Source organism: Streptomyces sp. DSM 15324, assembly GCF_001514285.1.
Lineage (GTDB): Bacteria > Actinomycetota > Actinomycetes > Streptomycetales > Streptomycetaceae > Streptomyces.
On sequence record NZ_KQ949026.1, the window covers coordinates 178,389 to 197,682 of the forward strand.

The following is a 19,294-nucleotide window of genomic DNA, read 5'->3' on the forward strand; positions in this document are numbered from 1 at the left end:
TTCCACGACAAGAGAGATGCCCGGAAACGGGCCGAACGACATGCCGGGTGGACCCCGGTGAGAATCCCGCCGCGGGCCGCTGAACTGCAAAGACCCGTACTCCTGTTGTGTCCTTCCGGCGTACGGCGCAAACAGCCCGGGTATCACCAAACGGGCAGAAGACGGTGCGTCAGCTGCCGTGGGTGAACGAGGGGTTGTGTTGGTATGTCGTACTGGTACGAGGGCCCGCTGGCCGCATTCGACACGGAGACGACGGGCGTCGACGTGGAGGCCGACCGGATAGTGTCGGCCGCCCTCGTCGTCCAGGACGCGCCGGGGGCACGGCCGCGGGTGACCCGCTGGCTGGTGAACCCGGGCGTGCCGGTGCCCGCCGAGGCGACGGCGGTGCACGGGCTGACGGACGACCATCTCCAGCGCAACGGCCGCTGGCCGGCGCCGGTGATGTTCGAGATAGCCGAGCTGCTCGCCGAACAGGCGGCGGCGGGACGGCCGTTGGTCGTGATGAACGCGCCGTTCGATCTGACCCTGCTGGACCGCGAGCTGCGCCGGCACCGGGCCTCGTCGCTCGGGCACTGGCTGGAACCGGCGCCGCTGCGGGTGCTGGACCCCCGGGTGCTGGACAAGCACCTGGACCGCTACCGCAAGGGCCGGCGCACGCTGACCGACCTGTGCGGGCACTACGGCGTGTCGCTGGCCGACGCGCATGACGCGGCGGCGGACGCGCTGGCCGCGCTGGAGGTCGTGCGGGCCGTGGGCCGGCGCTTCGCGGCGCGGCTGGAGCGGCTCTCCCCCGCGGAGCTGCACGCGCTGCAGACGACGTGGTTCGCGGCGCAGGCGCGCGGTCTGCAGGCGTGGTTCGCGCGCAGCGGGAACCCGGAGACGGTGGACACGTCCTGGCCGGTCCGCCCGGAGCTGCCGGCAGCGGCCTAGTCAGGGGGTGTTGCACCCCCTGGGCGGGCGGATACGCGAAGAGCCGGTCCGCGACAGGCGGACCGGCTCTTTCCCGGTGGGCGATACTGGGTTCGAACCAGTGACCTCTTCGGTGTGAACGAAGCGCTCTCCCACTGAGCTAATCGCCCGGGAACGCACTGAACAATACAGGTCCCCGGACGCTTCCTTCAAACCGCTTCCAGACGGGCGGCCAGTGCGCGCCGCCCGGCCCGCATCATCAGCCGGTGATTGGCCCGAAACAGCGGGCGGCCGGGCAGGGCGAACCGTCTCAGCAGCGGCTTGTGCACCTCTACCACCTGCTCGTAGCGGGCGAGGGTGCCGGGGCCGCCCGCGGTGAGCGTCCAGCGGGCCCAGCCCTCGATGTCGCCGGAGACCGCGATCTCCAGAAGGCCCGCCACCGGGTCGCGGCGCGTCTCGCGCGCGGTGAAGGTGATGTCGTACGGCAGGAACGAGCGGATGCGGATGATCCCGGTGGCGCCGTCGAGCCGGTTCACCTCGCGGACCTGGCGCCACCAGTGCGGATAGTCCTCGATCCGTTCCAGCGCGGCGTACACGGCGGCGGGCGGCGCGGGCAGGGCCCACAGGCTGAGGAAGCGGTAGCGGGTCCGGTCCATGGGGTGAGTGTGCCGGTACGGGGCCCGCGGGACGGCATTTGAGTACGTTCTGAGTACCCGCACGCATGCCGTGCGGAAGTGACGCGCCCCACACTCCTGGCATGACGTCCCTTCCGCCCCCGGCCGAGGAACTACGGATCCTCGACGCCGAGCTGTACCGACTGGACGCCCGGCGCGCCCAGTTGCTGGCCCGACGGGCCTGGCTGGTCTCCGTGCTCCAGCCGGTACGGCCGTTGCCCGTCCCGCCGTCCCCGTCCCCCCGCCCGGAGGCCACCGCACCCGGTGTGCAGAACGTCCTGCTGCTGCTCGGCGGCGTGCTGCTCACCGTGGCGGCGATGGTGTTCACCCTGGTCAGCTGGGGTCATCTGGGCATCACGGGCCGCTCCCTGGTGCTGGGCGCGGTCACCCTGGCCGTGCTGGGCGCGCCGGTGGCGCTGCTGCGGCGCGGGCTGCGCTCGACCGCCGAGTCGGTCGCGGGGCTCGGCCTCGCCCTCACCGTCCTGGACGCCTACGCGCTGTACGAGGCCGCGTTCGCGACGGCGGACGGCGTCACGTACACGGCTCTGGCCTCCACGGTGCTCGTGGCGCTCTGGGCGGCGTACGGCACGGCCCTCGGCGGGCTGCGGCTGCCCCGTCCGGCCGCCCTCCTGGCCGGCCAACTCCCGCTGCCCCTCTGGGTGGTGGCGGCGGACGGCGGGACGTACGCGGTGACGGCGGCGCTGCTGCTGACGGCTGCGGGCGACGCCGTGGTCGCGCTGCGGGTGTCGACGCGCCCCCTGCGGCGGGTCGCGCCGGTGTGCGCGCTCGCCGTGGGCGGCTGCGGTGTGCTCGCGTCCGCCCTGCTCGCGCTGGACGCGTCCGGTCCGGCCGCCGCCGCCCGTGCGGCGGCGCTCCTCCTGCTCGCGGCGGCGATCGCGCTGGGTGTCGCACGGTACGCACCGGTGACCGGGCCGGCCGTGGGCACGGCGACGGCGGCCGGACTGTGCCTGGTCGCCGCGGCCGGCAGTGTGCTGCGGGTGTCGCTGCCCGGCGCGTGGGTCGTGCCCGCGTGCCTGGCCTGCGGGATCGCGCTGCTCGCGGTCGCCCGGGGCACGGCGCCGGTCCACCGGGGGCTCGCGCTGGCCTCGTACGCCGTGCAGGACGGCGCCGTGCTGTGGGCGGTGCCCGCGGCGGGTGTCGCGCTGCTGGGGCCGGCCGCGTGGCTGGGCCGTGTCTGGGCGGGAGCGCCGAAGGACGCGCGGACGGCCGTCACGGTCGACGCGTTCTGGCCGCCGCACGCGGCCACCGCTCCCCTGGTCCTGGGCGTGGTCGCCGCGCTGCTCGCGGTCCGCGGCGACGCGCGGTGGCGTGCCTGCGCGCTCGTGCCGGCGTGGGCGGCGGCGATCGCCCTCCCGGCCGCGCTCGAACTGCCCTACGCGGCAGGTCTGCCGCTGCTCGGGATGCTGGTCGCGGCCCTCCTGTGGCGGGGCACGCCGACGGCCGCCGGTCTCGCCGCGGCGACCTCGCTCAGCCTCGGCCTGCTGTCCCTGGCCGCCGAGCCCGCCACCCTGACCGTCCTTGCCTCGCTGACCGCCCTCTTCGCGGCGGCCGCCCTGCGCGGACGGGCCGGCCCGGTGCCGGCCGCCGCCTCCCTCGGCTACGCCACGGCGCTGGCCTGCGCGGTGGGTGCCTCGGCCGGGTGGCGCCCCGAGCACATCGCCCTGCTGGTCCTGGCGGTCCCGGCGACGGCGGCCCTGCTGGCGCCCCGCACCGCCGACCCCGCCACCACGCTCGCGGTGGAGATCACGGGTGCCGTGGCGGGCCTGGTCGCCGTCGGCCTGGCGCTCCCCGACCTGCCCTTGCTCGCCCTGGTGCTGTCCCTGTGCGCGGTGATCGCCGCGGGCACGGCCGTGCGTGCGGACCGGCGCCGTGTCGGGTACGCGGCCGTGGTCCTCTTCGTACTGGCCGCCTGGGTGCGCCTGTCGGCCTGGCGCGTCGGCGTCCCGGAGGCGTACACCCTGCCGGTCACGGCCCCCGCGCTGCTGGTGGGCGTCCTGCGCCGGCTCCGGGACCCCGAGGCGTCGTCCTGGACGGCGTACGGCCCCGGACTCGCGGCCACCCTCGTGCCGAGCCTGGCCGCGGCCTGGAGCGACCCGGAGTGGACGCGGCCTCTGCTGCTGGGCGCGGCCGCGCTGCTGGTCACCCTGCTGGGCGCCCGCCACCGGCTCCAGTCGCTCCTGGTGCTGGGCGGCTCGGTGCTGGTCCTGGACGCGCTGCACGAACTCGCCCCGTATCTCGTCCAGGCCGCCGACGCGCTCCCCCGCTGGGTGCCTCCCGCCCTGGCCGGACTGCTGCTGCTCGCCCTCGGGGCGACGTACGAGCAGCGGCTGCGGAACGTCCGGAAGGTGCGGGAGGTGCTGGGGCGGATGCACTGAGCGCCGGTTACGGCATCCTGTCGCCGAGGAGGGCCAGGTTCTCGATGGCGGCGAGGCCGTAGAGGGCGGTGTCGTTGGTGGACACCCAGGCGGCCTCGCTGCCCGCGACCAGGGCGGCGGGGCCGCTCACCGGTTCCGTCCGCCACGGCGAGGACTCCGTGTAGCCGTCGGAGCTGTAGAACTTCGTCCACGCCCGCTGGGCGAGCGCCGCGTCACCGGTCTGCACGGCGGCGTACGCGTCGAGGCGGGAGTGGCCCTGGAACAGCAGCAGGGTGCCGAAGTGGGAGCCGTAGCGGGCCGCCTGCTCCGCCTTGGTGGCGTTGAAGTAACGGCAGTAGTCGAAGTAGGCCGCGTCGAAGGCCGGCATGTCGACCAGGTGGATCAGTTCGGCGCACAGCTCGTTGAGGCCGAAGACGGCGGACAGGTGGGAGACACCGACCACCGGGGTGGTGGCCACGGCGAACTTCCCGGTGTCGAGGTCGTACAGGCCGCTGCCCTGGACGAAGCCGTTGGGCTGGGCGGCGATCGTCTCCATGGTGGACAGCACGCGGGCCCTGGCCTTCTCCCACTTGGGGCCCCTGCGCTCCCACTCGGTGAGCCAGGCCGAGACCAGGCCGCTCCAGTCGGTGCCGAAGCCGATCGACAGGGCGTGCCGGTCGGGGGTGTACGGCTCGGTGCGGATCTTGCGCAGCGGGTCCAGGGCGAGGAAGGTCTCGTCGGAGTCGACGTTGGCGTGCATGAGGTCGCCGACGCGTTCGTCCGCCGTGAGGAAGTAGTAGTAGCGGCGGTAGGTGGTGTTGGCGATGCGCTGCTGCTTGGCGCTGTCGGCGTAGTGCTGGACGCCGTGCCGGGTGCCCAGGCCCGCCCACCGGCCGATGTGGTAGACGTCCACCTCGCCGGTGTGCCGCGTCATCGCCTCGGCGAAGCGGAAGATGTCCGCGCGGCCGGAGCGCAGATACGCGAACCAGAGCCAGAGGTCCGGGGACAGCTCGGAGTTGTCCCAGGCGTAGCCGCCGATGTCGTAGCGCCACTGGTGACGGACCGTGTCGTAGGTGTGCATGATGTCGCCGTAGTCCCAGAAGCCGTACCAGCGGCGCTGCTCCACCTGGTCCTTGTAGTAGGTGAAGAGGAAGTCGAGGTGGTCCTCGATCCTCGCCTTGGCCGGGGTGGAGCGGTCGGGCTCGGCGTACAGACCCGGGCCGAACACCTTCGCCTTGATGAGCTGCCGGGGCGGGGCGGCGAGCTGCGGGAGGACCCGTACGGCCTCGACCTGTTCGGCGAGCCGCGCCGGCGTCGGCGTCGACTCGTTGGCCCAGAACAGCAGTTCGGAGGTACGGGCGATCCCGTAGGGGGTGCCGAATTCCGGCTCGTAGTCCTCGTAGGTGATGTTGAGGCCTTCGAGCTGCTCGGCGAAGGTGTCCTGGCCCATGCCGTCGTGGTAGAAGCGCAGGTCCATGGGCTGGGCCTCGGGGGACCAGAGCCAGAGGGTGACCTCGGCGGCCCCGGTGTGCGCGTCTCGGATGTCGAGCTGGGAGGGGTGCCGCTCCCAGAAGTCCCTGAGCCCGAAGGAGAGTCCCCCGCTCGCCCCGCCGACGTAGCCGAAGCCGGAGGCCCGCCTGCCGCCGCCGGCGCCGATCCAGCCGTGCCCCTTCTTGGTGCGCTTGCGCACGGTGAAGCCGTCGGCGGAGAGCTGGGAGAGGGTGTAGTCGCCCCACTCGGGGATGTACGGCAGACGGGTGGTGACCCGCTGGTCCCAGGTGGCGGGGTCGGGCAGCTTCTGCCCCGCGTACTGGGCGGCCTGCACGGCGGCACCGGGGTCGCGGCGCAGACCGGTGACGCCCTTCACCGCCTCCCTCAGCAGACCGGTGCCCTCGCCGCCGATGCGGATGTGACGGTCGTACGACGCGTCGCGCATCGGCACGGTGAAGCGGACCCCCAGCCCGCGGATGAAGTCGCCGGAGGCCTTGCCGGGCTCCTGGTTCCCGTCGTAGGTGATCGTGTGGACCATGCGGAAGGAGTCGGCGCCCGCGTAGAAGTACAGACGGACGGAGAACGGCAGCCAGCTGCGGCTGCCCTTGCGGTGCTTGCCGTCGATGCGGACGACCGCGCGGACCGGGCCGTCCTGCTCGACGGTGACCTCGCCGATGGCGCCCTCGAAGCGCTCGGTCCTGACCGTGCCCTGGTCCTCGTCCTCGATCTCGGGCTGGCGGATCAGAACGAGCCGCCCGTTGCCGGCGATCTCGGTGGAGCCGCGTCGGACGGACTTGATGAGCGAGGCGCCGTCCTTGCCGATCCGCACCGTGATGACACCGGTGGAGACGTCGATCGTGCCGCCGCTCCTGTCGACCGTGACCTTCTTGTCGGGGGCGGCGGGGGTGCCGGCCGCGAGGGTGAGCTTGCCGCTGCCCTTGCTGACGGCGTGCGCGGTCCACTTGAGGGAGCCGTCCGGCCAGTACGCGATCGGCCAGGACTGCACGGGCACGTCCTTGCCGTCGGCGTCCGTCAGCGCGAAGGTCTGGTCCTCCCGGAAGGCGCCCATCGGCCAGGGCACGCCGAGCGTGGAGCCGGGGGCGGCGCCGAGACCGCCGCCCTCCAGCCAGTCCAGGGTCACCGGATCCGCGTCGGCCGCCGCGGCCCGGGGCGCGGCCTCGGCGTCCTCGCTGCCGAGCGCCCAGGAGAACTGGGCGGCGGCGCCGGCGACGGCCGCCGCCTTGAGGAGGGACCTGCGGGGGATGGGAGACATGGTCTTTCCTTTCCCGAGTCTGACGGGGGACGGCTGATCAGGGGCATGACAGGGAGAGGCGCGGCGCCACCGCAGGGGCGCCGGCCTCGGGCGTTCAGCGGGTGCCCCGGCGCTCCTCCACCGCGACGGCGGCGGCCACGACCGCCCCCAGCACCGGGACGGCCAGCGGGGCGACCAGCCGGCCGGACAGGACCACGACGGCCAGTCCGGCGACGAGCAGGAACGACCCGGCCGGGTCGCGCGCGGTCCGCCGGGCCGCCTCGGCGAGCAGCGGGCGCCAGGACCGGCCCGGCTCCCACACCGCCGCGGCACGCAGCCCCGTCACCACGAGAGCGAGCAGCGCGAACAGCCCCACGGCCGCGACGAGCGGCCCGCCGGGGAGCCCGGCCCGCGCGGCCTGGACGTCCACCCGGACGGCGGCCGCCGCCGCCCAGCCGGCGACTCCGACGAACCAGCCGCCACGCAGGGCGGAGCGGAAGTCGGCGGCGAACTCCCGCAGCCCGCCGTCCTCGTGGCGGGTACGACGCCGCAGGTGCCGGGCGCCGGCCGCGAGGGCCGCGGGGTAGGTGACGACGCCGAGGCAGGCCACGGCGATCCACACGCCGGTGAGCAGCGTCTCGGCGAAGAGCGCGAAGCGCTCGCCCCCGAGGAGGGCCGTCCGGCGGGGCTTCACACGCGCTGGGGCCATGGGAGTCGCCTCACTTCAGTCCGGACGTGGCCATGCCGTCGATGAGGTAGCGCTGGAAGGCCATGAAGAAGGCGATGACCGGTACCAGGGCCACCAGCGACATCGCGATCATGCTGCCGTAGTCGGAGATGCCCTCCTGGTCGCGGAACATCATCAGACCGAGCGAAACGGTGTACTTGGACGGGGTGTTGAGGTAGATCAACGGCCCCATGAAGTCGTTCCAGGCGTTGATGAAGGTGAAGATGGCGCTGGTGATCAGGGCGGGGCGGCACAGGGGCAGCACGATGGACCAGTAGATCCTCAGGTGCCCGCAGCCGTCGAGCCGGGCGGCCTCGTCCAGCTCGCGCGGCAGCCCGCGCATGAACTGCACCATGAGGAAGACGAAGAACGCCTCCACGGCCAGGAACTTGCCCGCCACGAGCGGCACCAGGGTGTCGATCAGCTCCAGCTTGCGGAACAGCACGTACTGCGGGATGAGCAGGACGTGGTACGGCAGCAGCAGGGTGCCGATCATCAGCGTGAACAGCAGGTTCCGCCCGGCGAACCGGATCTTGGCGAAGGCGTAGGCGGTCAGCGAGCTGGACAGGACGACGCCGACCACGGCGAGGACGGCGTACGTCAGGGAGTTCACGAAGAAACTGCTGACGGAGATGCCGGAGATGCCGTCGGCGAGGCCGGAGAAGTTCGCCCAGACCGGTTCGGCGGGCAGCAGGTCGAGGCTGGCGATGATGTCCTTGCTCGGCTTGAAGGAGGCGCCGAGGACCCAGATCACCGGGTACAGGACGACCGCGAGGACGGCGAGCGCGCCGACGTGCCAGGCGATCGAGCCGCCGCGCCGCCGCTCGTTCGCGGGGCGCGCGACAGGGCTGGTGGCGGTGGTCACTTGGCGGCCTCCTCGTAGTGCACCCACTTCTTCTGCGACCAGAACAGGACCGCCGTGACGAGCGCCACCGCGACCACCAGCGTCCAGGCCATCGCGGAGGCGAAGCCCATCTGGGCCTCCTTGAAGCCCTTCTGGTAGAGGTAGCAGGTGTAGACGAGAGTGGCGTCCGCGGGCCCGCACCGGGTGTCGGAGACGACGTACGCGGAGCCGAACACCTGGAACGCGTGGATGGACTCCAGCAGCACGTTGAAGAACAGCACCGGGGAGATCATCGGCAGCGTGATGTTCCAGAACCGCCGGAAGGGGCCGGCCCCGTCCATCTCGGCCGCCTCGTACAGCTCCTGCGGGACCTGCTTGAGACCGGCCAGGAAGATGACCATCGGCGCACCGAACTGCCAGATGCTCAGGGCCACCAGCGCGTAGAGGACGTAGTCCGGGTTGCCGATCCAGCCTCCCACGTCCAGACCGAAGATCTTCTGCGTCCGGTCCACGATCGCGTCGTCCGAGAACAGCGCCCGCCACACGAACCCGACGGAGACGCTGGCGCCGATGAGCGAGGGCAGGTAGAACGCGGCCCGGTACAGGCCCTGCCCCCGCCGCTTCTGTGCGAGCAGCAGCGCCACACCGAGTGCCAGCAGCAGCTTCAGCGGGGTGGCCACGACGACGTACGTCAGGGTCACCTCGACCGACTTCTGCCAGCGCGGGTCCTGGAACATCGTCGTGAAGTTGTCGAGCCCGACCCACTGGGGGGGCGTGAACAGGTTGTAGCTGGTGAAGGCGTAGTACAGCGACGCGATCATCGGCCCCGCCGTGAGCAGCAGGAACCCCGCGATCCACGGCGACATGAAGAGATAACCGGCGAGGTTCTCCCGGCGCCGCCCGCGCCGCCCGGCGGCGGGAACGGCGGACCGTTTCCCGGCCGGGCGCGCGGGCGCTTCCTTGACGAGCGTCATGGTGGTACGTCCCCTCAGCCCGCGAACGCCGCCTTGGCCTCGCTGAACAGTGCCTTGGCGGCGTCGGCCGGCTTGGTCTTGCCCTGGGCGACCTCGCCGCCGATGCGCAGGAAGGCCGACTCGACGACATCGGCGCCGGACGGGTGCGGGGTGATCTTCCCGAGCACGCCGGCCTTGGCGACCTCCTCCTCGTACGCCTTGACGCCCTTGTTGTTGTCGTCGGTGGGCACGAAGGCGTCGTACTGCTCGGTGGTGGAGAGGATGCCGCGGTCGTAGCCCATGATCTTGCCGACCTCCGGGTCGTGGACCATGAAGTCGATGAACTGGGCGACCTCCTTGGGGTGCTTGGTCCCGGAGAAGCCGCTGAGCATCAGCGAGCCGAGGTACTGGCCGGTGTCCTTGCCGTCGGTGGTGGGGATCGGCGCGAGCCCGTAGTCCGACTCGCCCTCGCCCTCGTAACGGATGGAGAAGTTGTCCCAGGTGAACTCGCAGGCGGCGAGCCCGGCCGAGAGACCCGACTTGGGGCTGACCTGCTCGATCTTCTTGGGGTCGGCGACGAGGCCGGCCTTCACGCGCTTGTAGCCGTCCTCCCACCACTGCGTCAGGTCGTCCTCGGTGAAACCGAGCGCGGAGTCGGTGAAGAACGCCTTGCCGTTCTGACGCAGATACAGGTCGTAGAGGTACATGATGCCGAAGTAGCCGGTGTCACCGGCGATCTTCAGCTTGTCCTGGATCGTCTGCAGCGCGTCGAAGTAGTCGTTCCAGGTCCAGCCGAACTTCGCCTCCACACCGGCCTTCTTGAAGGCGTTGAGGTCGATGACGAGCGCCATGGTGTTGGCACCGACCGGAATGCCGAGCTGCTTGCCGTCGACCTGACCGTTCGCCAGGACGCCGTTGCGGAAGTTCTCCAGGCTGAGGTTCCCGGCGTCCGCCTGGGACTTGAGATCCATGAGAACGCCGCGCTTGTCGTACTTGCGCAGGAAACCGACCGCATTCTGGAAAACGTCCGGTGGATTTCCACCGGAGGCCTGGGTCTGGAACTTCTCCCAGAACGCCGCGTAGTCGGTGAATTCAGGCTTGATTTTGATCTTCGGGTACTTCTTCTCGAAGAGCGCGATGCTCTTCTTGATGGCGATGGTGCGCGGCTCGCCGCCCCACCACGCGTAACGCAGTGTCACGGTCCCGCCCCCGGAACCACCGCTGCCGCCACCGCACCCGGTCGTCGCGGCCACCCCCAGCGTCGCCGCAGTCGCCCCGGCCGCCTTCAGGATCGTTCGCCTCTCAACATTCCTGCTGGTTCCCACAGTCGGGCCCTCCCCGCGGCATCGCGGCCGCTGCATGAATCGTTTCAAGAAAGCGTTTGCTGGCAAAAGGTACGAGGGGGGTGAGGGAGCGTCAATGATTCGGACAGGAATTTCTTGCGCGGGGGCCGGGTGGCGGAGGGGTCCGACGAACCGTCAAGTTGTGCTTGTGGTACGGACGTTGCAGGTGAGATGGGTTGCGTTCGGAATGTTGGACGGGGGGGCGGGGTGGGAGGCGGATGTCCTCGGAGGCGCGAATCTGTCTGGTGGAGGTAAGGGGTGGGTGCGGGGAGAGGTGGGGGGTGGGGGTGGAGGAAGGGGGTGGGGTGACGGGGTTGAAGGGCGGGTTGGGGGAAGTGGCGGAGGAGGGTGGAGGGGAGTGGAGGGGCGGAGGTGGGGGGCCGGGCGGGGGTTTTTGCGGCTTGTGGAGGTAGTGAGTGGGTGGGCTGCGGGGTGGGCGGGGCTGGTGGGAGGTGGGGGTGAGAGAGGGTGAGGAGGGAGGGCTGATTGCGTACGGTCACGCCTGGGGGTGGGAGTGTGGGGGTTGGGGGTTGGGGGTGCAGGGGTTGGGGGTGCGGCGTGAGGGGGTTGGGGGTGCGGTTGCGGTGGGGGTATTTGTTGCGGTGGGGAGAGGGAGGGGGCCGGGTGGCGGTAGGGCTGGGCTGCGGGGCGGGCCTGAGGGAGCCGGGCCTTGGGCCGGTGCCGGGAGGGGCCGGGAGGGGTCGCTGGGCCGCTGGCGAGGGGTGAGCGTCGTAGGCGCGGGCAGGAGCCCGCGGCCGACTGGGGCTGGGGCTGTACCCCTGGGCAGCAGGCGACGTCCGAACATCGGGGCGCGGGGCAAGAGCCCGAGCCCGGCTGCACCTGAGGCCTTCCGCCCCTGGGCCGCAGGCCGCAGGCCGCAGGCCGCAGGCCGCAGGCCGCAGCCGAGCATCAGGGCCGCGAACCGGGAGCCCGACTGGGGGCCGGCTGGAGGGCGGCTGCACCGCAGGCGACGGCAGCATCGGGGCCGATGGGGACTTTTGAATCTCCCCACCCCGTGCTCGGGGGTGGCACAGACCTGGTCGCTGGCCTGCGGACGGGCGCCGCAAGGGAGGGGCCGCCCGATATCCGGCCAGGTCCAGGGACGGGGCGGACTGTCCAGGGTGGGCGAAGCCCAGCGCGTAGCGCCGACGCAGGTGCCCTTGACCGGCCGACACGGGCCGCACACTCCACAAGCGGCGGCCCCGGCCCCCATTGCCCACAGCAACCGAGTGGGGAACGAAGAGCAGCTGTGGGGGAAATCGCGAATCCCCATCACCGCGAGGCAGGAGCCCGCTGGGGGCTGGAGCCTCCGGCTCCGCAGGTCACAGCGCAAGCATCGGGGACCGCGAGGCGGAGCCCGAGCCCGGCAGCACCTGGGACTCTGCCCGCCCCGGACCGCAGGCCACAGCCCAGCGTCGGGGTTGCGGAGCAGGAGCGCACGGCACGCTGGGGCCCGGGCTCGCGGGCCCGGGGCCGGCCACGGGCGAGCATCGGGGCCGCAGGGCAAGAGCCCAAGCTCAGCTGCAACTGGATTGTGCCCCACAGGAGCGCGGGCCGCAGCCGAGCATCGGGCCCGCGAGACAGGAGCACGGGTGAAGGCTGGGCCCATGCACCGCGGGCCACAGCCGAGCATCGGGGCCGCGAGACTCCGACGCCCACCCCCGGCCGGTCCTGCCCGGGGCAGCAGCCCGAGCCGGGCCGCGGCAGGGGGCGAAGGGGGCTGCGGCCGGTGGGCTGGTTGCACGCGGCCTGGTCCGCCGGACGGTGGGGAGCGGGAGGAGCCGCAGGCTGTGAGCGTGGCGGCCTTGCTTGCCGCTGAGCGGCCGCTGAGCTGGGCTGTCTCACAGGGCCGCGTCGTTCTGCCGAGGCCGTGCCCCGCGGACTGACGTCGTCCGAAGCCGTGCGGACTGAGGCCGCCCGACGCCGCCCGGACTGACGTCCTCCGAAGCCGCGCGGGCTGACGCCGTCCGAATGTTTCGCAGGCGGCAGGACGGGCCCCTGACGTGCGGTGCGCGTTGGACCGGCGCACTCGCGGCCGGCCTCAGGGCAGGGAGGCACGGGGCGGCCGGGATGCGCCGGGGGGTGCTCGCGTGGCCGGAGACGACGTCGGCCCGTCTGCTCGGTGCAGACGGGCCGACGATCCGGGGTGGGCGATACTGGGTTCGAACCAGTGACCTCTTCGGTGTGAACGAAGCGCTCTCCCACTGAGCTAATCGCCCGGACGCAGGAAGAACATTACCCCATGTCAGGCGCTGCCTGTGACCACGGCAGCCCGGCTCCCCCGCCCTCGCGGCCGCTCACTGGTCCTTGATGTTCCAGGGCATCTCGAAACCGAACTTCCACACGTAGACACCCACGAGCACGCCGATGATCACCAGGCCGATCGAGGTGAGGATGATGTTGCGGCGGCGCACCTTGGGGTCCAGGGCGCGGGCGGTCGCCTCGGTGACCTTGCGCTTGGTCCAGCGCAGCACCAGCTGGGCCCAGACGAACTCGGTCGCCCAGATCGCCATACCGCCGAAGATCACGATCCAGCCGGGCCCGGGCAGCGGAAGCATGATGATGCCGGCCACCACCACGGCCAGGCCGATCACGAAGACACCGACCTGCCAACTCAGATGCAGCAGGCGGCGCGCCTTGACGAACTCGGGCGCCCGGGAGCCGAGCCCCTGGTCCTGAGGCCCTTCCCCCGCCTCACCCGTCCTCGCTCCGTTCGCCGCCACGGCTACCTCGCCAGGCTCGTTACTCCCCGTATTCATACAGCCAGACCCTACCCGAGAGATTCCAGTCACCGGAATGGTGGTACTTCGCGAACAGGCTCTCGGCCGGAAGAGTTACGTAAAGACACGCAAAACACTCAGAGGGGTTTACAACGCCACCGTAGGTGGCATGTCGATTTCGCCGACGTGCGAATCCCCGAGCGCACACTGAGCGAAAGGCCCTGGCGCTTATGAACACCACGGTCAGCTGCGAGCTGCACCTGCGCCTCGTTGTGTCGAGCGAGTCCTCCCTGCCTGTCCCCGCAGGCCTGCGGTACGACACGGCCGACCCCTACGCCGTGCACGCCACCTTCCACACCGGAGCCGAGGAAACCGTCGAGTGGGTGTTCGCCCGCGACCTCCTCGCCGAAGGCCTGCACCGGCCGACCGGCACCGGCGACGTCCGTGTCTGGCCGTCACGCAGCCACGGTCAGGGCGTCGTCTGCATCGCCCTCAGTTCTCCCGAGGGCGAGGCCCTGCTCGAGGCCCCGGCGCGGGCCCTGGAGTCCTTCCTGAAGCGGACGGACGCGGCCGTGCCTCCCGGCACGGAACACCGGCACTTCGATCTCGATCAAGAGCTCTCGCACATCCTGGCGGAAAGCTAGGGCGGGGCTCATACCGAGCTGCCCGGCGCCGTCCACTCGGGGAGACGGCTCGGGCTGAAACAACCGCACAGGGAATACGTCGACGCCGCGCCACGGTCCCCCGTGGGGCGGCGTCGGCGCGTGCGGGACCTGGCCGGGGCCCGCTCGCGTGCGGCCCCCCAAGCGCGGCGCCGGAGTCGCTCCGGGCGGCGGTCCCGGCCCCTGGGCGGCCAGTCCGCGGCGGGAGCCCCGTGGCTTCCGCGCTCGGGGCGGCTACCATCGGCCAGCATCGGCGGGCGCCCGCCCGACCACCAGGCCAGGGAGCGAAACGTGCTGATCACCCACGACACCCGGTGTGCGCTTGATGCCGTGGTGGATCTGGTGAACACCGCGCCCGAGGACGAGACCACCCCGGACGCGCTGCCGGATGTCGCCGCCCTCGCGGAGTTCGTACACAAGCACGCCATCAGTGACGTCGGGGTGCTGTCCGAGTTCGACCTCTCCGCGGTGCGCAAGATCCGCGGGCGGTTCGCGGGGATCTTCGCCGCCCGTGACGCGCGAACGGCCGCCGGGCTGATCAATGAGCTGGTCGCCGCGGCGGGCACCACGCCCCGGCTCACCGACCACGACGGCTACGACTGGCATGTCCACTACTTCGCGCCGGGTGCGTCCGTCGCCGACCATCTCGCGGCCGACTGCGGCATGGCGCTGGCCTTCTTCGTGGTGTCCGGCGAACAGGAACGACTGCGGCGCTGCGAGGCCCCCGACTGCCGACGCGCCTTCGTCGACCTCTCCCGCAACCGCTCCCGCCGCTACTGCGACAGCCGCACCTGCGGCAACCGCCTCCACGTCGCCGCCTACCGGGCCCGCCGCAAGGAAGCGGCCGGCTGAGAAGACCGGTGGAGACCGGTGGAGACCGGTGGAGACCGTGGAGACACCCCTGTGGGGGACGGCTGGTGTCAGGGACGGCCTGCTCGCAGGGCGTCTCGGTGCCGACGCGGGCCCGGCGGGTGACGCCGGGTACCGCGGGTACGGCTCAGAGCAGCAGCAGGTCGTGCAGCGACGCAATGAGCAGAAGACACCCGATCACCGCTAGGAAGATCATCAGCGGTGGCTGGGAAAGGGCGAAGAGGCACCCGCGGGGCTCGTCCTGAGGCGGCGCGGGGTCGCCTTGTCTGGTGTCCAGCATCTCGGGGCCGATGATGGCGCAGGCAGGCCGTTCCGCGCGATCAGCGCGCCCGGATTGAGCGGGTGTTCGCCGTATTCCGTGACGTCGGTTTCAGGCCGTGATCGTTTCCGCGCGGGGACGGGCCGACTGTGTCGTTTCGAGCGGAGTCAGAGGCTTGCGGGCTTCATATGCCGTGCTTCTTCAGAATCGCCTCGATGTCGCTGAAGTCGTCGGTGGCGGTGGGGCGCGACGCCGGGCGGGAGGCCGCCGGGCCCAGGGAGGGTGCCGAGGCCCCGGAGGCCACGGCGTCGGGGCGGGCGGAGCGGGCCGCCGCCTTGCGCTCCTTCCTGGTGCCGCCGCCGCCCCGGCGGCGCTCCACCGCGCGGGTGGTCGCGAACAGCGCCCAGGCACAGCCGAGCACCCCGAAACCGGCCCAGGCGGTCGGGCTGAAGGCGGTGTCGGCGAGCCACTGGACGACACCGGTCATCACGAGCCCGAGCGGCACGAGCGCATAGGCGGCGATGCGGGCGGCCGACAGGAAACGCCTGCGATAGGCCGTGACCGCCGCGATGCCCAGGCCGGCCACGGCGACGGCGGAACAGACGGTCTCGGCAATCATCCGGTCCTCCAGGCGGGGCTCACTCGGGCAGGGACACCATGACGGCACGCCTCCCGAAGGCAGGCGCTTCGTCCCTTCCATCGTGCACCTCGGGCCCCCTCCCGGGCCATGCCCCGAGCGGGACATCAGGGACATCTCCGGGTCGACTCCTCCGCAGGTGCCGGTCGGCACCCCGCAGGTCCGGGTTGGGGCGGGCGGGCGCCGACTGGGAGACTGGCGCCATGAGCGACTCCTCCCCGGCCTCCGTGTCCGAGCCCGCGTCCGCCCCTGCCGCCGTCGTCCTGGACGTCTGGTGCGAGGTGCAGTGCCCGGACTGCCGCAGTGCCCTCGGCGATCTGCGCGCCCTGCGTGAGCGGTACGGCGACCGGCTCCAGCCGCGCCTGAGGCACTTCCCGCTGGAGAAGCACCGGCACGCCTTCGCCGGCGCCCAGGCCGCCGAGGAGGCGCTGGAGCAGGGCAAGGGCTGGGCGTACGTCGAGGCCGTCCTGGAGCGGGTCGAGGAACTGGACCGTCGGGGGGAACCTCTCCTGGTCGAGATCGCCGGGGAACTCGGTCTGGACGCCGAGGAGTTCGACACGGCACTGATCGACGGCCGGCACATCCTGATCGTGGACGCCGACCAGGCCGAGGGCAAGGCGATCGGGGTCACCGGCACCCCGACCTATGTCATCGGCGGTGAGCGGCTCGACGGCGGCAAGAGCCAGGAAGGGCTCCGCGAGCGCATCGAGGAGATCGCGGACCGGCTGCTCGCCGGGAGCGCGTGAGGCGGGCCGTCCGGGATCACCGGAGGGAGCCGGCCCCTCAGAGCAGGTTCTTGTACATCGAGTAGCCGACGGTGACGTACCCCAGTGAGGCGTAGAGGTGCTCGGCGGGGGCGTTGCCGGCGAAGACGTTGAGGCCGAGCACCGGTCGTCCGGCGGCCCGTGTCTGGGCCTCGGCCAGCAGCATCAGGGAGCGGCCGTGGCCCCGGCCGCGATGCTCCTCGTAGGCCTCGACGTTGTGGACGAACGCCTTGTCGCCGGTGAAGGCCAGCCAGAGGTCGCCGACGGGGACGCCCTCGTGCTCCAGGACGCTGATCAGGACGTCCCGCGTCGCGAGGCCCTGCGGCAGCGAGCGCGCGTAGTCCGCGCGTGCCTTGGCCCGGGCGGGTTCGGCGGGCACCCCCCGGTCGATCCAGTCCTGCGCGTACTCCTCGCTGCCGCGCTGCGCCCAGGGTCCGTACTCGGCCTCCGTCATGGGCCGGGCCCGGCTGCCCCGCGGCAGTTCGGGCGCCACGGTGGCGAGCCGCTTCTCCATGCCGCGGTTGCGGTGGACGTAACCGAGGGCCGTCGCGAGCCGCAGCCCGGCCACGGAGTCGCCCGGCACCCTGATCTCGATCTGCCGGCAGCCCCAGCCGCGGGCCACCTCCTCGGCGGCGAGCGCGGCCACCGCGCCCCGGCCCCGGCCGCGGTCCGGCTCCTCGATGTGCAGGTCGTCGAGGTGGGCGACGGCGAGCCCGAAGAGGGGATCGGTGGAGAGCCGGACCGCTCCGACGGGGCGGCTGTTCACGCACACCCGGAAGTGGCGGGAGAGTGATCCGTCGGCAGCGCGCTGAAGCGGCTCGGTCGGCCGCAGGGTCGTGGTCATCAGGGGGTTTCTACCCGTGCGCGGGACCCGGAGTCAGCCCGTTTTCCGGGCTGCGGTGCCGGTCCGCGCCGTGCGTCGCCGTCCGGGCGCCGCCCCCGACCCCTGCCCTACGGGTCGAGGTCGTCCCCGGCCCGCTCGTCGAAGACGCGCATCGCCTTGGCGGTCACCGGGCCCGGGGCTCCGGGGAGTTCGCGGGTGTCGACGCGGTGGACGGCCTGGACGTCGCGGAGGGTGGAGGTGAGGAAGACCTCGTCGGCGTGCTCCAGCACGTCGAGCGGAAGGTCGGTCTCCTTGGCACCGGTCCACTCCACGGTCAGCCGGCGGGTGATGCCCGCGAGGCAGCCCGAGGTGAGCGGCGGGGTGTGGATCTCGCCGTCCAGGACGACGAAGACGTTCGAGCCGGTGCCCTCGCAGAGCTGTCCGACGGTGTTGGCGAAGAGGGCCTCCGAGGCACCGGCCTCGTGCGCGCGGGCCAGGGCGACGACGTTCTCGGCGTACGAGGTCGTCTTGAGGCCGGTCAGCGCGCCGCGCTCGTTGCGGGTCCAGGGGACCGTGATCACGGCGGTGGAGTCGGGGCGGCGGGTGGTCGCGCCGAGGGCGACGAGGAGGGTGGGTCCCCGGTCGCCGCGGTCGGAGCCGAGGGGGCCGTGGCCTCCGGTGTAGGTGAGGCGCAGCCGGCCGAGCGGCATGGGGTTCGCCTCCAGGACGGCGGCGCAGGCCGCGCGGACCTCGTCGAGGTCGGGGTCCGGCAGACCGAGGCCGCGCGCGGAGCGGGTCAGCCGGTCGAGGTGGCGGGTCAGGGCGAAGGGGCGCCCGTGCGTCGCCTTCACGGTCTCGAAGATGCCGTCGCCCACGGTCAGTCCGTGGTCGAAGACGGAGACGCGGGCGGCCTCGCTGTCCTGCAGGGTGCCGTCGAGCCAGATCTTCACCTCAGGGTCCCTTCCCTCACCTCGTACGTGCCCGACGCTACCGCGAGCAGGCGTGCCGCCTTCAGTTCGGTCTCCCGCCATTCCGCCTCGGGGTCGGAGCCCCAGGTGATGCCGGCGCCGGTGCCGAAGCGCAGCACGCCGTCGGCGCGGTCGATCCAGAAGGTGCGGATGCCGACGGCCAGCTCGGCGGTGCCGCGGTCGGCGTCCACCCAGCCGATGCCTCCGCAGTACGGTCCGCGGGGTGCCGTCTCCAGCGCGTCGATGATCCGCAGCGCGCTGGACTTGGGGGCGCCGGTGACCGAGCCGGGCGGGAAGGCGGCGTCGAGGAGGTCGGGCCAGCCCGCGCCGTCGCGCAGTTCACCGCGGACCGTGGAGACGAGGTGGACGAGTCCGGGGTGCTTCTCGACCGCGCACAGGTCGGGGACGGTGACGCTGCCGGTGGCGCAGACGCGCCCGATGTCGTTGCGGACGAGGTCCACGATCATCACGTTCTCGGCGTAGTCCTTGTCGAGGAGGTCGGCCTCGGTGCGGCCGGTGCCCTTGATGGGGCCGGACTCGACGACGCGTCCGTCGCGGCGGAGGAAGAGTTCGGGGGAGGCGGTGGCGATCTCCACGCCGTGACCGGGCAGGCGGATCGTTCCTGCAAAGGGTGCCGGGTTGCCTCGGGCCAGCAGCGCGGTCAGCGCGTCGACGTCGGCGCCGGGCGCGACCGGCGCCGTGAGGACACGGCAGAGGTTCGCCTGGTAGACCTCGCCGGCCGCGATGTGCTCCCGTATCCGGCGCACCCCCGCGGTGTACGCGGCGCGGTCGAGCGACGACGTCCAGTCCCCCGCGGCGGGCCCGCGCCACGCCCCCGGCACGGGCGCCGGCACCGGTGCGTCGCGCACGTCGGCGAAGCGGGCGCAGACGACACGGCCCTCGAAGTCCGCGCAGACCGCCCAGAAACCGGTGGAGTCGAGGGCGGCGGGGTCGTCGGTGACGTCCAGGAGGCCGGTGGCGACACGGCCGCCGAAGCGGGCGAGAGGAGAGAGGTCGAGCACG

Annotated in this window: 16 protein-coding genes and 2 tRNA genes; 5 read left to right on the forward strand and 13 right to left on the reverse strand. The window is 72.3% G+C overall.

All coding sequences use genetic code 11. The features are described 5' to 3' along the window. The first annotated feature begins 204 nt into the window (after positions 1-204). A complete protein-coding gene (locus tag AQJ58_RS15055) occupies positions 205-930 on the forward strand; it encodes a 3'-5' exonuclease (protein WP_067250125.1) in 726 nt (241 codons plus the stop codon). 77 nt (positions 931-1,007) lie between these two features. On the opposite strand, the gene AQJ58_RS15060 is transcribed toward AQJ58_RS15055, so the two are convergent. Together AQJ58_RS15060 and AQJ58_RS15065 are read right to left on the reverse strand one after the other, a co-directional pair. Then, positions 1,008-1,079 (reverse strand) — tRNA-Val (locus AQJ58_RS15060). A 39-nt stretch (positions 1,080-1,118) separates the two neighbouring features. Then, positions 1,119-1,565 (reverse strand): SRPBCC family protein, encoded by a 447-nt coding sequence (locus AQJ58_RS15065; RefSeq protein WP_067250127.1) that lies wholly within the window; start codon positions 1,563-1,565, stop codon positions 1,119-1,121. Between the two features lie 101 nt (positions 1,566-1,666). On the opposite strand from AQJ58_RS15065, the gene AQJ58_RS15070 reads away from it, so the two are divergent. Next, entirely contained in the window at positions 1,667-3,979 is a 2,313-nt protein-coding gene (locus tag AQJ58_RS15070) for an SCO7613 C-terminal domain-containing membrane protein (protein WP_234360055.1), read from the forward strand. Positions 3,980-3,986: 7 nt separating this feature from the next. Here AQJ58_RS15070 and AQJ58_RS15075 read toward each other — a convergent pair whose 3' ends face one another. The 7 genes from AQJ58_RS15075 to AQJ58_RS15105 form a co-directional block, all read right to left on the reverse strand. Further along, on the reverse strand, positions 3,987-6,722 hold the full coding sequence (locus AQJ58_RS15075; RefSeq protein WP_067250133.1) for an exo-rhamnogalacturonan lyase family protein: 2,736 nt from the start codon (positions 6,720-6,722) through the stop codon (positions 3,987-3,989). Between the two features lie 94 nt (positions 6,723-6,816). Next, the gene (locus AQJ58_RS15080) at positions 6,817-7,410 is read right to left on the reverse strand and encodes a hypothetical protein (protein ID WP_199844590.1); all 594 of its coding nucleotides are present in this window, start codon (positions 7,408-7,410) and stop codon (positions 6,817-6,819) included. A gap of 10 nt (positions 7,411-7,420) precedes the next feature. Further along, entirely contained in the window at positions 7,421-8,293 is an 873-nt protein-coding gene (locus tag AQJ58_RS15085; RefSeq protein ID WP_067250138.1) for a carbohydrate ABC transporter permease, read from the reverse strand. Further along, positions 8,290-9,246 (reverse strand): carbohydrate ABC transporter permease, encoded by a 957-nt coding sequence (locus AQJ58_RS15090; RefSeq protein ID WP_067250140.1) that lies wholly within the window; start codon positions 9,244-9,246, stop codon positions 8,290-8,292. The genes AQJ58_RS15085 and AQJ58_RS15090 overlap by 4 nt, the downstream gene beginning before the upstream one ends. Positions 9,247-9,260: 14 nt before the next feature. Then, positions 9,261-10,550, reverse strand: a complete 1,290-nt coding sequence (locus AQJ58_RS15095; protein WP_067250143.1) for an ABC transporter substrate-binding protein — start codon at positions 10,548-10,550, stop codon at positions 9,261-9,263. Between the two features lie 2,165 nt (positions 10,551-12,715). Next, positions 12,716-12,787: transfer RNA gene (locus AQJ58_RS15100), tRNA-Val, on the reverse strand. A 78-nt stretch (positions 12,788-12,865) separates the two neighbouring features. Then, positions 12,866-13,327: a TIGR02611 family protein gene (locus AQJ58_RS15105; protein ID WP_067250145.1), complete on the reverse strand. Its 462-nt coding sequence runs from the start codon at positions 13,325-13,327 to the stop codon at positions 12,866-12,868. 191 nt (positions 13,328-13,518) lie between these two features. On the opposite strand from AQJ58_RS15105, the gene AQJ58_RS15110 reads away from it, so the two are divergent. Continuing rightward, complete coding sequence (locus AQJ58_RS15110; RefSeq protein WP_004002642.1) at positions 13,519-13,932, forward strand: SsgA family sporulation/cell division regulator; 414 nt, start codon at positions 13,519-13,521, stop codon at positions 13,930-13,932. A gap of 309 nt (positions 13,933-14,241) precedes the next feature. After that, positions 14,242-14,802, forward strand: a complete 561-nt coding sequence (locus tag AQJ58_RS15115) for a CGNR zinc finger domain-containing protein (protein ID WP_067250147.1) — start codon at positions 14,242-14,244, stop codon at positions 14,800-14,802. A 461-nt stretch (positions 14,803-15,263) separates the two neighbouring features. On the opposite strand, the gene AQJ58_RS15120 is transcribed toward AQJ58_RS15115, so the two are convergent. Further along, entirely contained in the window at positions 15,264-15,698 is a 435-nt protein-coding gene (locus AQJ58_RS15120) for a hypothetical protein (RefSeq protein WP_067250150.1), read from the reverse strand. A 221-nt stretch (positions 15,699-15,919) separates the two neighbouring features. On the opposite strand from AQJ58_RS15120, the gene AQJ58_RS15125 reads away from it, so the two are divergent. Continuing rightward, positions 15,920-16,462, forward strand: a complete 543-nt coding sequence (locus AQJ58_RS15125; RefSeq protein WP_067250153.1) for a DsbA family protein — start codon at positions 15,920-15,922, stop codon at positions 16,460-16,462. 37 nt (positions 16,463-16,499) lie between these two features. Here the strand turns inward: AQJ58_RS15125 and AQJ58_RS15130 are convergent, their stop codons facing one another. The 3 genes from AQJ58_RS15130 to AQJ58_RS15140 form a co-directional block, all read right to left on the reverse strand. After that, positions 16,500-17,324: a GNAT family N-acetyltransferase gene (locus AQJ58_RS15130; protein ID WP_199844591.1), complete on the reverse strand. Its 825-nt coding sequence runs from the start codon at positions 17,322-17,324 to the stop codon at positions 16,500-16,502. A 107-nt stretch (positions 17,325-17,431) separates the two neighbouring features. Beyond that, positions 17,432-18,253 (reverse strand): aminotransferase class IV, encoded by an 822-nt coding sequence (locus tag AQJ58_RS15135; RefSeq protein ID WP_067250158.1) that lies wholly within the window; start codon positions 18,251-18,253, stop codon positions 17,432-17,434. Beyond that, complete coding sequence (locus AQJ58_RS15140; RefSeq protein ID WP_067250161.1) at positions 18,250-19,293, reverse strand: chorismate-binding protein; 1,044 nt, start codon at positions 19,291-19,293, stop codon at positions 18,250-18,252. Before AQJ58_RS15140 ends, AQJ58_RS15135 begins: the two co-directional genes overlap by 4 nt. Between the last annotated feature and the right edge of the window lies 1 nt (position 19,294).

Excerpts from the sequence above, each read along its gene's own strand:
- AQJ58_RS15055 (WP_067250125.1), top strand. The coding sequence starts at position 205 with ATGTCGTACTGGTACGAGGGCCCGCTGGCCGCATTCGACACGGAGACG.
- AQJ58_RS15065 (WP_067250127.1), bottom strand. The coding sequence starts at position 1,565 with ATGGACCGGACCCGCTACCGCTTCCTCAGCCTGTGGGCCCTGCCCGCG.
- AQJ58_RS15070 (WP_234360055.1), top strand. The coding sequence starts at position 1,667 with ATGACGTCCCTTCCGCCCCCGGCCGAGGAACTACGGATCCTCGACGCC.
- AQJ58_RS15075 (WP_067250133.1), bottom strand. The coding sequence starts at position 6,722 with ATGTCTCCCATCCCCCGCAGGTCCCTCCTCAAGGCGGCGGCCGTCGCC.
- AQJ58_RS15080 (WP_199844590.1), bottom strand. The coding sequence starts at position 7,410 with ATGGCCCCAGCGCGTGTGAAGCCCCGCCGGACGGCCCTCCTCGGGGGC.
- AQJ58_RS15090 (WP_067250140.1), bottom strand. The coding sequence starts at position 9,246 with ATGACGCTCGTCAAGGAAGCGCCCGCGCGCCCGGCCGGGAAACGGTCC.
- AQJ58_RS15105 (WP_067250145.1), bottom strand. The coding sequence starts at position 13,327 with ATGAATACGGGGAGTAACGAGCCTGGCGAGGTAGCCGTGGCGGCGAAC.
- AQJ58_RS15110 (WP_004002642.1), top strand. The coding sequence starts at position 13,519 with ATGAACACCACGGTCAGCTGCGAGCTGCACCTGCGCCTCGTTGTGTCG.
- AQJ58_RS15120 (WP_067250150.1), bottom strand. The coding sequence starts at position 15,698 with ATGATTGCCGAGACCGTCTGTTCCGCCGTCGCCGTGGCCGGCCTGGGC.
- AQJ58_RS15125 (WP_067250153.1), top strand. The coding sequence starts at position 15,920 with ATGAGCGACTCCTCCCCGGCCTCCGTGTCCGAGCCCGCGTCCGCCCCT.
- AQJ58_RS15130 (WP_199844591.1), bottom strand. The coding sequence starts at position 17,324 with ATGACCACGACCCTGCGGCCGACCGAGCCGCTTCAGCGCGCTGCCGAC.